Here is an 11,836-nt window from a genome sequence, read left to right on the forward strand (position 1 = left end):
TTAATGGGGCGGATGGTAAAAAACGGGGGCAAGAGGGCGGGAGGCCGTCTGAAAACGGGTTTATGCGCGCGAGTGCAGGCCGATGCGGTTGCCTTCCGTGTCTTCGATAAAGGCGGCGTAGCCGTCGGCGATGGGGTATTTGCCCTGCAACAGTCTGCCGCCTGCGGCAACGGCGGCCTGTGCGGTGGCTTCGCAGTCGGCGCACTCGAAGAAAATGGTGGTGCCGCCGTGGCCTGTTGCGGTGTCGGCGGGGTCGTGCCAGAGCATGCCGCTGGTGCCGTGGCTCTGCCAGTTGGCGGGGAATATGAAGAAGCGGTTGGCGCCCTCGGCTGCGCCCGCCTGTTGCAGGGTAAAGTCGAAGACGGTTTCGTAAAAGCGTTTGGCGCGGTCGAGGTCGGCGGCACGGATGCCGAACCAGGCGACGGGATTTTGCGGGGTGTTCATGGGTTTCCTTTCGCGGTGGGGTTTTCAGACGGCCTTGATGGAGCGGAGGCCGTCTGAAAACGGGTTTCGGGTTTCAGACGGCCTGAACGGCGCTGCTTTCCGCTGCCGCCTGTTCGTGGAACGCCCGTGCCTGCCGCTCGGCCTGTCTGCCCAAGTCGTCGAGCATAAAGCCGACGTATTCGGGAAAAATATAGGCGGAGCCGAGTTTGGCTTGTGCGGCTTCGGTGGCGGGCATCAGACTGGGGATGGGGGTGGTTTGGTCGATTTCGCCGTCCCATCCGATGATGAAACGCTTTTCTTCATAGCGGAAGGGGACAATCGGGCATTCGCGCTCGTGCCGCACGATGCACAGGGCTTGGCGGGTGAACACGTCGTACAGCCAGCCGTCGCCCCGGTCGGTGGAAAACAGCAGAAAGGCCGACGGCTCGGCGGTTTCGAAACCGGTGGCGGTAACGTAGTCTTCGCCGCGCCGGATGTGCTCTTCAAGGGTGTAACACTCTTCGGTCAGCGGGGTGCGGCCGTAACGTTCGCCTGCGGCATGGCAGGCTTGGGCATGCGACCAGTTTTGGTAGCCGGCTGCTTTGGCGGCAGCGCCGAGCAGGGCAGACATCTGCCCGCCCTGTTTGGACTGCTGTTTTTTCGCCTGCGCGCGCAGGTGTTCCAGGGTTTCGCCGGTGGTGTGGATGTATTTCATTTTTTGCTTTCGGGTTTCTTTGGAGGCCGTCTGAAAGCCTTTTTTTCTTTCAGACGGCCTTTTTCAGACGGCCTATCCTTTGCGGAACATATTGAGCATGCGGCGGGTGACGAAGAAGCCGCCGAAGATATTGATGCTGGCAATCAGGATGGCGATGAAGGCAAGCAGGGTAACGAAACCGTTGCCTTGGCTGATTTGCAGCAGTGCGCCGACGACGATGATGCCGGAAATGGCGTTGGTCACGGACATCAGCGGGGTATGCAGCGAGTGGCTGACGTTCCAGACGACGTAGTAGCCGATAACGCAGGCGAGGACGAACACGATGAAGTGGTTCAAAAACGCTTCGGGCGCGACCGCGCCGACCCACAGCACCAACACGGCGGCGATGACGGCGGGAGCGAGTTTTTTCCACAGGGGAACGGGTTTCGGCTCCGGTTTGGCGGCAGGCGCGGCTTTTTCAGACGGCGTTTGCTGCGGCTGTGCGGAAACCTGAATCGGCGGAGGCGGGAAGGTGATTTCGCCGTCGCGGGTAACGGTCATGTTGCGGATAATCACGTCTTCAAAATCCAGCGTGATTTCGCCGTCTTTGTTCGGGCTTAACAGCTTGGTCAGGTTCACCAAGTTGGTGGCGTAAAGCTGGGAAGACTGTCCGGCAAGGCGGTTTGCCATATCGGTGTAGCCGATGATTTTCACGCCGTTGTCGGTCACAAACAATTCGCCCGGTTTGGTGAGTTCGCAGTTGCCGCCCGTCGCCGCCGCCAAATCGACGATGACGGAGCCGGATTTCATGCTTTCCACCATTTCTTTGGTAATCAGCTTGGGCGCGGGTTTACCCGGAATGGCGGCGGTAGTGATGATGATGTCCACTTCTTTCGCCTGCTCGGCAAAGAGCTTCATCTCGGCGGCGATAAATTCGTCGCTCATCACTTTGGCGTAGCCGTCGCCGCCGCCGCCCGATTCTTGCGGGAAGTCGAGTTTCAGGAACTTACCGCCCATCGATTCGATTTGTTCCGCTACTTCCAAGCGGGTATCGAACGCGCGTACCACTGCACCGAGCGAGTTTGCCGTACCGATCGCCGCCAAACCCGCCACGCCCGCGCCGATAACCAAAACCTGCGCGGGCGGCACTTTGCCGGCGGCGGTAATCTGGCCGGTGAAGAAGCGGCCGAAGGCGTTGGCCGCTTCGATTACGGCACGGTAGCCCGAAATATTGGCCATCGACGAGAGGGCGTCGAGCGACTGGGCGCGGGAGATGCGCGGCACCATGTCCATCGCCAGTACGTTGATTTTCTTGTCGGCCAGTTTCTGCACCAGCTCGGGATTCTGCGCCGGCCAAATGAAGCTGACGAGCGTCTGCCCTTCTTTCAGACGGCCTGTCTCTTTGCCGTTGGGAGCGTTCACTTTGTAAATCAGCGGACATTTCCACACTTCGGCGGCGCTGCCGGTTTGCGCGCCTGCGGCTTCGTAGGCCGCGTCGTCAAAACTCGCGCCCAAGCCCGCGCCGGTTTCCACCAGCACGTCGAAGCCGAGCTTTTTCAGCCCGGCCACGGTATCGGGGGTGCAGGCGGTTCGGGTTTCGCCTGCCAGGGTTTCTTTCGGGATGCCGATTTTCATCATTCGCTCCTTACGGTTGGCGGTTTAATCAAAAAAACTGTACGGCGGATCGCCGTTAACGTTGTTTAACCTTATAACCGAAACGCTTCCCCCCCGCAACCGTTTTGCCGCTTTTGCACGCAGTTTGCCACCCGCAGCCGCGCTGCCTTACAATCGGCCGTCTGAAAAACCACAACGAAAAAGGAACACGAAAATGCGCCTGCTCCACACCATGCTGCGCGTCAGCGATTTGCAAAAATCGCTCGATTTCTACCAAAACGTCCTCGGCATGAAGCTGCTGCGGAAAAACGACTACCCCGAAGGCCGCTTCACGCTGGCCTTTGTCGGCTACGGCGAAGAAGCCGACAGCACCGTGCTCGAACTCACCCACAACTGGGACACGTCTGCCTACGATTTGGGCAACGCCTACGGCCACATCGCCATAGAGGTGGACGACGCCTACGCCGCCTGCGAAAAGGTCAAAGCCAAGGGCGGCAGGGTTACGCGCGAGGCCGGGCCGATGATGCACGGCACAACGGTAATCGCCTTCGCCGAAGACCCCGACGGCTACAAAATCGAGTTTATCCAGAAAAACAGCGGCCGCGATTCGGTGCAATACTGATTTGATTCCGCCCGTGCGGCAGGAGGCCGTCTGAAAGCGCAGCTTCGGCGTTTCGCTTTCAGACGGCCTTTTCGCTGCACCGGCCAAAGGTTCTTCCCTCCGAGATGCCTGTTTTTCAGACGGCCTGTTGTCCCCGCCGCCGCACATGTTTGCCGCCGCTTAACCTTTGTATTGACCGCTTAACCAAAATTAACTTAAAATTGTTATGGTATAACAAGGTTAAGAAAGTGCAAACACGCCATGTTCCATCAAAAAATCATTGTCTTATCCCTTCTCTCACTTCACGCCCTCGCCCGCGCCGAAACGGCCGACGATACCGGCACGCTGGACGAAGTCCGCGTCAGCGGCAAACGCAAACCCGTGCAAACCCTGCCTTTAACCGGCGGCCGAAAGGCCAGCGACGTCGTTATCGACGGCGAAAAATTCCACGCGCGTTCGGCCACTTTGGGCAACGCTCTGGCAAGCGAGCGCGGTGTGCACAGCAATCCTTTCGGCGGCGGCGCGAGTGCGCCGGTGATACGCGGTCAGGAAGGCGTGCGGGTGAAAATGCTGCAAAACGGTTCGGACGTTATCGATATGTCGGCCATCTCGCCCGATCACGCGGTGGCCGCCGATACGCTGCTGGCCAAGCAGGTTGAGCTGGTGCGCGGCACGCCGACGCTGCTGTACGCTTCGGCTTCGCCCGCCGGCGTAGTGAACGTGGCCGACGGCCGCATTCCCGAAAAGCAGCCTGAAAACGGCATCGAGGGTGAAATGCTGGTGCGTGCCGACTCGGCAAGCAAAGAACGTGCGGCCACGGCGGGTGTTACGCTGGGTTTGGGCAGACATTTCGCACTGCGGCTGGAAGGTTTGAGCCGCAAATCCGATTTGTACAAAGTGCCGGGCGTGAAGCTGGAAGAAACGGTTTTCAGGCTGCCCGATTCCAACAACAAATCCCACGTCGGCACGGTCGGCCTGTCGTATGTGGGCAGCAAAGGCTATCTCGGCGCGGCTTACAGCTACCGCAAAGACGATTACGGCGTAGTCGGCCACAACCATATGTTCGACCCGTGCAGCGCGCACATTTTCGACCCCGAGAGCGAGAAAACGCTGAAAAACCGCTACTACCTGCTGATGTATCCGCACCTGATGGACGACAGCGACCTCAACGAAAGCCTGCATTTCCACTGCGGCACGCCCTACGACGAAAACAAGCCGCACAGCCACGACAACGTTTACGGCCACAAACACGACCACAGCAGCCCCGGGCCGCAAATCGCCCTGTTTTCCAAACGCCTCGACCTGCGCGGCGAATGGCGGCAGCCCTTTGCCGGATTCGACAAATTCAAAATCAGCGCGGCGCGCGCCGAATACCACCACGACGAACTGAACGACGGCAAGTTCTACACCGACCCCTTCTACCCCGAAAGCGAACAGAAACGCCGCGCCGAAACCGCCGCCAAGCGCAAAGGCCGCCCCGACACCGTGTTCGACAACAAAGGCTTCAACGCCCGCCTCGAAGCCTACCACGCGCCCGTGGCAGGCCGTCTGAAAGGCGTGTTCGGCGCACAATACCAAACCCAAAAAAGCAGCGCCGTCCGCCTGATGGAAGACCGCGACGTCGAAAAAAACCGTTTCGCCCTTGTGCCCAACACCAACAGGCAATTCAGCCTGTTTGCCCTCGAGCAGCTCAAACTCGGCAACCTCACCCTCGAAGCAGGCGCGCGCTGGGAGCGGCAGACCGTTCCCGTCCACTACGACACCGACGCACTCGAGCGGTTTATCAAACGCCGCGAAAGCAAAACCTTCCGCGCCGAACGCCCCGACTTGAGCGCGTACCGGCAAAAAGCCCTTTCCTATTCCGGCACCGTATTGTGGGATTTCCACCCCGGCTACCGCCTCTCGCTCACCGCCTCGCACAACGAACGCCTGCCCGCCCCGATGGAGCTGTACTACCACGGCAAACACCTGGCCACCAACTCCTTCGAGCACGGCAACAAAAACCTCAAAACCGAGCGTTCCAACAACTTTGAAATCGGCATCGCCCACCACGGCACGCGCCTGCACTACAAAATCAGCGCCTACCACAACCGCTTTGCCAACTACATCCACAACGAAAACCTGCACCGCAGCGGCAACCTCTTCATCCGCCGCTACAACCAGGCCGCCGCCCGCTTCAGCGGCCTCGAAGGCGAAATCGGCTTCCACATCACGCCCAAACACGAATTCACCCTGTTTGGCGACTACGTCAGAGGCCGTCTGAAAAAACTGCCCGCCATCACCGGCGAAAAAATCTACAGCCAACGCGAAGACTGCACCGACGAAGACGGCGACCCGACCTACTGCGTACTGGGCACCGACACCCTGCCGCGCCCCGACCGCCACGCCGCCCGCGTGCCGCCCGCAAGGCTCGGTTTCCGCCTCGAGAGCGCTTTTGGCAAACATTGGACGGCCAATCTCGAATACACCCGCGTCTTCGCCCAACGCCGCACCTCGCAGGGCATGTTCAGCAAAACCTACCCCAAAGTCGATATGGACGACGAAGACATCAGCGACGAAGAAAAAGCGCACTCCGGCCGCCTGTATGCCGTACCCGTGCCCGAAGACTCCACGCGCGGCTACCACCTGGTCAACGCCGGCATCCGCTACAAAAACCGCATCGGCAAAGCCGACTACACCCTCTCGCTCGACGGCAACAACCTGCTGAACCAAAAAATCTACATCCACAACTCCTACCTGCCCTATGTGCCGCAGATGGGGCGCAACTTTGTGTTTGGTGTGAACGTGAAGTTTTGAGGCCGTCTGAACGCAGGCAATATCAAAGGCCGTCTGAAAACAGCTTGGCGCTTTCAGACGGCCTTTTCGATTTTGCCAAGACCGTGTTTTCAATTTGGCTTTAAGGCCGTTCCCGCCTTCGCGGGAATGACGTTTCCGAAATTTATCGGCACAACAGAATCCCCCCACCGGTACCCTTCGGGGCGCGCTGGGGTGGGGGTCTGGCACCGTTACAGCTTGCACGGCAGCATATGCAGTTCTGCGAACTACCTCCCCCTCCCAACCCTCCCCGCGCTTGGGTGCAGGGGAGGGAGTTTGGTGCACGGGGGATTTTCGGTTTCAGAAACGTCATTCCCTCCCCTGCGCTTGGGTGCAGATAAAGGAGAAAAAGGCCGTCTGAAACCCTAAAACGGGCTCTCAGACGGCCTTTGGGTATGACGCGCTTTACGGGTTGTTCATTTGCGCCAGTTTTTCCTGTACCCAAGCCATGGTTTCGCCGAAGGCGGCGCGCTCGGTGTGGCGGTTGATGTATTGCTCGAACACGTCGCAGGCGAGGCCGGGTACGGGCATGACGCGGGTGAATTGTGCCAGCAGCATGGCGTAATAAATGTCGAGTGCGGAAAAACGGTTGCCGACGATAAACTCGCGTGCGGCCAAATGTCGGCGCAGCGTGCCGAAGGCGGTGTCGAAGTCGCCGTAGCCGATGGTGTTGCGCCGCTCTTCGCTGCTTTGAATTTGGTTACGGCGGTCGAAGGCGGCGTATTCCAGTTGCAGGGCGAAGCAGAGCCAGCGGTAGTATTCGCCGCGCGCCAGCGTGCCTGCGGCGGGAATCAGGTTCTTTTCGGGAAACTGCTCGGCTAGAAAGGTAACGATGGCGGCGGTTTCGGTGATAACCGTATCGCCCGCTTTGAGCGCGGGCACTTTGCCCATCGGATTGACGGCGAGGTATTCGGCGGATTTCATCGCTTCGCCGAAGGGCAGCAATACGGTGTCAAAGGCTGCGCCGCATTCTTTGAGCATCCAAACTACGATGGTGCCGCGCGATTGGGGGTAGGTGTAGAGGGTGAGCTTGTTCATGGGGTTTCCTTTGTTGTGGGTAACGGGGCGAGTATAGGCGCGGCGGTTGACAGCTTTTGTCAGCAGCGTTTCAGACGGCCTTTTTGCAGCGGCAGGCCGTCTGAAAGCCCGTGGTTCCTTCAAATTTCAAACGCCGACAAATCCAGCCCTTCGCGTTTGAGCCATTGGCGCAGCAGCACCATGCGCTCGGCGGGGAACGCGCTGCCCGTAGCGGGGCGGGCGATGCGGTCGGTGCGGAAATGGCGGAAATCCTGCCGCATTTCGCACCATGCCGCCAGCACGCGGGCATCGTCGAAATAGCCCACGGCCAGCGGCCATACCGTGCGGCGGGTGGCGTTTTTCGCGGCATCGGTGTAATCGAACGAGAGCGCGAGGTTGCCGCGCATGGCGGCGCGAATCAGCGCGAGGGTTTCGCTTTCGGCGGGGGAGGCCGTCTGAATGCGGCTGAGTGGGTAAAGCGACTGGCTGTCGATGCGTTCGCGCAGCTTGGGCGGCAGCGCGGCATGGATTTTCGCCAGCGAGGAGCGGGCGTGTTGCGCCATTTCGCCGTCGGCATTGGCCGCCGCCCAACGCATTCCGAACACGAGTGCCTCGATTTCCGCTTCGTCAAACATCAAAGGCGGCAGGCCGAAATCGCCGCGCAACACAAATCCCAAACCCGCTTCGCCGCGTATGTCCGCACCCTGTGTGCACAAATCGGCAATATCGCGGTACACCGTGCGCGCGCTCACGTTCAGACGGCCTGCCAGCGTTTCGGCGGTAACGGGATGGCGGCGGCGGCGCAGCAGATCGAGCAGGGCAAGGAGGCGTTGGCTTTTGTTCATATTTGGTTTTCCGGTCGGAGGGCGGGCGGTTCAAATAGAGAAAGGCCGTCTGAAACGCGCTGCGCGGCGGCGGGTTTCAGACGGCCTTAGGGTCTGTTGACGATCAGCCTTGCGGCGGTGTTTGGGCAAAAATACCCGCAAGCCGAATGTCAACAGACCCTGCCGTTGATGAAAACAAAGCGGCTTAGCGGATGCCGCTGCCGATGCGTCCCAATTCGCCCAAATTCATCCAGATAAAGAAGGCCTTGCCGACGATGAGTTTGTCGTCCACAAAACCCCAGTAGCGGGAATCGGCGCTGTGGTCGCGGTTGTCGCCCATCATAAAGTAGCTGCCCTGCGGCACGGTGCAGGTGAAGCCGCTGCCGTCTTCTTCGTAACGGCAGTTTTGGTGCTGAATGTCGGTTTGCGCTTTTTTCCCCTGCGAATCGGCGGTGAAGACGTAGTTGCCGAGAGATTCGGTGCTGACGGAAGGCACGCCGTCGGCTTTGAGCACGTCGAAGTTCCGTCCGGAAAAATCGGCAGCAAAGCGGCGGGCTTCGACGGTTTGCTGCGGATTGTCGTCGTGCGGGTAGGCGTAGGCGCCCGCTTCGGTGTCGGTTTCGACGATGCTGCCGTTGACTTTGAGCACTTTGTCTTTGTATTCGACGGTATCGCCCGGCAGGCCGACGGCGCGTTTGATGTAGTTGACGGAGGGTTCGAGCGGATAGTTGAACACCACCACGTCGCCGCGCTCCACTTTGCCCGTGTCAATCAGAACGTTGTTGACAATCGGCGTGCGGATGCCGTAGGCGAATTTGTTGACGAGGATAAAGTCGCCTTTTACCAGCCCCGGGCGCATGGAGCTGGACGGGATTTGGAAAGGCTCGGCCACGAAGGTGCGCAGCACGAAAACGGCGAGGATGATGGGAAAAAAGCCCGCCATATAGTCGCGGAAGTGGTTTTCGTCGTCGAGCGAGCCGGTGAGGATTTTCTGGCCTTTTTCGTCGGTCTGCACCTGCCGCGTCGGCTTGAACGAGAGCTTGCGCCACAGCCACACGGCGCCGGTAAAGGCGACAAAAATCAGCAAAACGGCGGTGAAGCTGAGTTTGACCGCCAGCACGCCGAACACGCCGACCATCATTAAGAGGTAGCCCCATTGCAGGCCGTCGCCCCACTCGCCTTTTTCGTTGCGCTCTTTGCTGCTGAGGGAAAACAGGCCGATGCCCGCGATCAGGGCGGCAACGGCGAGATAGACAAATTGGTTCATGATGTTTTTTCCTTGTTGTTTGTGATTGTTTTCAGACGGCCTTTTCAAGCGTTGAGGCCGTCTGAAAGGTATTTCAGACAGGGACGAACTGCCGTTTGTAAGCAATGTGGTTGCGGATGTTTTCGGCGGCGTCTTTTTCGTCCCAGATTTGCAGTTCCCACGGGTAGCAATCATCGGGTTCAAAATAAATGTGTACGCCGATGCAGCCGTTTTCGTCGCGCAGATACCGGTTTTTCAGGCTGTATTTTCCAGTCGTCCAGCCGCTGCATGATTTCGGCGACGCTCTCCGACGGCAGAATCACGCGCGCGCCGAAGATGTCGTTCAGGATATTGTTGACGGGATATTGGTTTTCACGCTCGGTGTAGCGGCGGATTTTGTCGGCGATGCTTTCGGCGGTTTTGACGCGGTAGAAAAAGTCTATGCCGCGCGTGTCGGCGAATGCCAAGTAGTCGTTAATCGCTTCGTGCAGGTTGAGACGGTAGGACAAAATATGTTCGGCCGGCACATGGGCAAGCGTGCGGCTGAGATTGAGCTTGGCGACTTTGCCGGTTTCAAAATAATCCTGCGAATATTGGGCGTGGATGCGGTTGATTTCGCGGATTGGCGTTCGGTTTTTTGCAGGTTGGTTTCTTGCATGGTTTTGCCTTTCAGGCCGTCTGAAAACGGCTTTTACAGCTTTCAGACGGCCTTTTATCAACCTAGGCCGTCTGAAACCCTACTTATCCCCCACCTGCAAAATCGCCAAAAACGCGCTCTGCGGAATCTCCACATTCCCCACCTGTTTCATGCGTTTTTTACCTGCCTTTTGTTTTTCCAACAGTTTTTTCTTACGGGTAATGTCGCCGCCGTAGCATTTGGCGAGTACGTTTTTGCGCAGGGCTTTGACGTTTTCGCGGGCGATAATCTGCCCGCCGATGGCAGCCTGAACGGCGATGTCAAACATTTGGCGCGGGATGAGTTCGCGCATTTTGCTGGCGAGTTCGCGCCCGCGCTGCACGGCGGTTTGGCGGTGGACAATCAGGCTGAGTGCGTCCACTTTGTCGCCGTTTACCATAATGTCCAGCTTCACCAAATCGGCAGGCTGAAATTCTTTGAACTCGTAGTCCAGCGAGGCATAGCCGCGCGAGGTGGATTTGAGTTTGTCAAAAAAGTCCATCACCACTTCGTTCATCGGCAGGTCATAGGTCAGCATCACCTGCCGCCCCATGTATTGCATATTGCGCTGCACACCGCGTTTTTGGTTGCACAGCGTCATCACGTTGCCGACATAATCCTGCGGCACGAGGATGGTGGCGGTGATAATCGGCTCCATAATCGTGTCGATGGTGGCAATGTCGGGCAGTTTGGACGGGTTTTCCACGTCGATTTTTTCGCCGCTTTTCAAAATCACTTCGTAAACGACAGTCGGCGCAGTCGTAATCAAATCCATGTCGAATTCGCGTTCCAAGCGTTCCTGAACGATTTCCAAGTGCAGCAAGCCCAAGAAGCCGCAGCGGAAACCGAAGCCCAAAGCCTGCGACACTTCGGGTTCAAATTTCAGCGAGGCATCATTGAGTTGCAGTTTTTCCAGCGCATCGCGCAGGGCTTCGTAGTCGTGGCTTTCCACGGGATAGAGACCGGCAAACACTTGGCTTTGCACTTCTTTAAAGCCTGCCAGCGGCTCGGCGGCGGGGTTGTTGGCAAGGGTAACGGTGTCGCCCACTTTCGCCTGCCCCAGCTCTTTCACGCCGGTAATCAGAAAGCCCACTTCGCCCGCTTTGAGTTCTTGTTTTTGCACGGATTTTGGTGTAAACACGCCGAGCTGTTCCACTTGGCTTTCGGCTTTGGTGGACATGAAGCGCACTTTGTCTTTGAGCTTGATGGTGCCGTTTTTCACCCGAATCAGCATCACCACGCCAACGTAGTTGTCAAACCACGAATCAATAATCACAGCCTGCAAAGGCGCGTTTTCATCGCCTTCGGGCGCGGGGATTTTGGCGACGATTTCTTCCAGTACGTCTTCCACGCCGATACCGCTTTTGGCGGAACACTGCACCGCGCCCACGGCATCGATGCCGATGATGTCTTCAATTTCCTGCGACACGCGGTCGGGGTCGGCGGCGGGCAGGTCGATTTTGTTCAATACGGGCACGACTTCCACGCCCAAATCAATCGCCGTGTAGCAGTTGGCCACGGTTTGCGCTTCCACGCCCTGCGACGCGTCCACTACGAGCAACGCGCCTTCGCAGGCGGAAAGGCTGCGCGAGACTTCGTAGGAGAAGTCCACGTGTCCGGGGGTGTCGATGAGATTTAGGAGGTAGGTTTCGCCGTTTTTGGCTTTGTAGTTAAGCGCGGCGGTTTGCGCTTTGATGGTGATGCCGCGTTCTTTTTCAATATCCATGCTGTCCAGCACCTGGGTGCTCATTTCGCGCTGTTCCAAGCCGCCGCAGTATTGGATAAAGCGGTCGGCAAGGGTGGATTTTCCGTGGTCGATGTGGGCGATGATGGAGAAATTTCGGATGTTTTTCATGGCAGCGTTTTATTTAAGTTTGGAGGCCGTCTGAAAGCCTTTCAGACGGCCTGAATCTTCAAAAATGCAAAC

Annotated in this window: 9 protein-coding genes and 1 pseudogene; 2 read left to right on the top strand and 8 right to left on the bottom strand. The window is 58.3% G+C overall.

The genetic code is table 11. The features are described 5' to 3' along the window. Positions 1 to 60 precede the first annotated feature (60 nt). The 3 genes from ACG2K1_RS08415 to ACG2K1_RS08425 form a co-directional block, all read right to left on the bottom strand. The gene (locus tag ACG2K1_RS08415; protein WP_395429197.1) at positions 61 to 444 is read right to left on the bottom strand and encodes a VOC family protein; all 384 of its coding nucleotides are present in this window, start codon (positions 442 to 444) and stop codon (positions 61 to 63) included. A 73-nt stretch (positions 445 to 517) separates the two neighbouring features. Next, positions 518 to 1,138, bottom strand: a complete 621-nt coding sequence (locus ACG2K1_RS08420; RefSeq protein ID WP_395429198.1) for a hypothetical protein — start codon at positions 1,136 to 1,138, stop codon at positions 518 to 520. Between the two features lie 72 nt (positions 1,139 to 1,210). After that, positions 1,211 to 2,752, bottom strand: coding sequence for a Re/Si-specific NAD(P)(+) transhydrogenase subunit alpha (locus ACG2K1_RS08425; RefSeq protein ID WP_395429211.1), 1,542 nt, complete (start codon positions 2,750 to 2,752; stop codon positions 1,211 to 1,213). A 193-nt stretch (positions 2,753 to 2,945) separates the two neighbouring features. On the opposite strand from ACG2K1_RS08425, the gene gloA reads away from it, so the two are divergent. Both gloA and ACG2K1_RS08435 read left to right on the top strand, forming a co-directional pair. Further along, positions 2,946 to 3,353, top strand: coding sequence for a lactoylglutathione lyase (gene gloA, locus ACG2K1_RS08430; RefSeq protein WP_395429199.1), 408 nt, complete (start codon positions 2,946 to 2,948; stop codon positions 3,351 to 3,353). A gap of 240 nt (positions 3,354 to 3,593) precedes the next feature. Further along, complete coding sequence (locus tag ACG2K1_RS08435; protein ID WP_395429200.1) at positions 3,594 to 6,128, top strand: TonB-dependent receptor; 2,535 nt, start codon at positions 3,594 to 3,596, stop codon at positions 6,126 to 6,128. Positions 6,129 to 6,551: 423 nt separating this feature from the next. Here the strand turns inward: ACG2K1_RS08435 and ACG2K1_RS08440 are convergent, their stop codons facing one another. The 5 genes and pseudogenes from ACG2K1_RS08440 to lepA form a co-directional block, all read right to left on the bottom strand. Further along, positions 6,552 to 7,184: a glutathione S-transferase family protein gene (locus ACG2K1_RS08440; RefSeq protein ID WP_009425309.1), complete on the bottom strand. Its 633-nt coding sequence runs from the start codon at positions 7,182 to 7,184 to the stop codon at positions 6,552 to 6,554. Positions 7,185 to 7,303: 119 nt separating this feature from the next. Continuing rightward, a complete protein-coding gene (locus tag ACG2K1_RS08445; RefSeq protein ID WP_395429201.1) occupies positions 7,304 to 8,008 on the bottom strand; it encodes a helix-turn-helix transcriptional regulator in 705 nt (234 codons plus the stop codon). A 184-nt stretch (positions 8,009 to 8,192) separates the two neighbouring features. Then, positions 8,193 to 9,254 (bottom strand): signal peptidase I, encoded by a 1,062-nt coding sequence (gene lepB / locus ACG2K1_RS08450; RefSeq protein WP_009425312.1) that lies wholly within the window; start codon positions 9,252 to 9,254, stop codon positions 8,193 to 8,195. A gap of 73 nt (positions 9,255 to 9,327) precedes the next feature. Next, a pseudogene (locus tag ACG2K1_RS08455) lies at positions 9,328 to 9,891 on the bottom strand (GTP pyrophosphokinase). Positions 9,892 to 9,970: 79 nt separating this feature from the next. Then, a complete protein-coding gene (gene lepA / locus ACG2K1_RS08460; RefSeq protein WP_395429202.1) occupies positions 9,971 to 11,764 on the bottom strand; it encodes a translation elongation factor 4 in 1,794 nt (597 codons plus the stop codon). Positions 11,765 to 11,836: the final 72 nt, after the last annotated feature.

The organism is Neisseria sp. 23W00296 (genome assembly GCF_044772855.1).
In the GTDB taxonomy this organism is placed as follows: Bacteria; Pseudomonadota; Gammaproteobacteria; order Burkholderiales; family Neisseriaceae; genus Neisseria.

Excerpts from the sequence above, each read along its gene's own strand:
- ACG2K1_RS08415 (WP_395429197.1), bottom strand. The coding sequence starts at position 444 with ATGAACACCCCGCAAAATCCCGTCGCCTGGTTCGGCATCCGTGCCGCC.
- ACG2K1_RS08420 (WP_395429198.1), bottom strand. The coding sequence starts at position 1,138 with ATGAAATACATCCACACCACCGGCGAAACCCTGGAACACCTGCGCGCG.
- ACG2K1_RS08425 (WP_395429211.1), bottom strand. The coding sequence starts at position 2,752 with ATGAAAATCGGCATCCCGAAAGAAACCCTGGCAGGCGAAACCCGAACC.
- gloA (WP_395429199.1), top strand. The coding sequence starts at position 2,946 with ATGCGCCTGCTCCACACCATGCTGCGCGTCAGCGATTTGCAAAAATCG.
- ACG2K1_RS08435 (WP_395429200.1), top strand. The coding sequence starts at position 3,594 with ATGTTCCATCAAAAAATCATTGTCTTATCCCTTCTCTCACTTCACGCC.
- ACG2K1_RS08440 (WP_009425309.1), bottom strand. The coding sequence starts at position 7,184 with ATGAACAAGCTCACCCTCTACACCTACCCCCAATCGCGCGGCACCATC.
- ACG2K1_RS08445 (WP_395429201.1), bottom strand. The coding sequence starts at position 8,008 with ATGAACAAAAGCCAACGCCTCCTTGCCCTGCTCGATCTGCTGCGCCGC.
- lepB (WP_009425312.1), bottom strand. The coding sequence starts at position 9,254 with ATGAACCAATTTGTCTATCTCGCCGTTGCCGCCCTGATCGCGGGCATC.
- lepA (WP_395429202.1), bottom strand. The coding sequence starts at position 11,764 with ATGAAAAACATCCGAAATTTCTCCATCATCGCCCACATCGACCACGGA.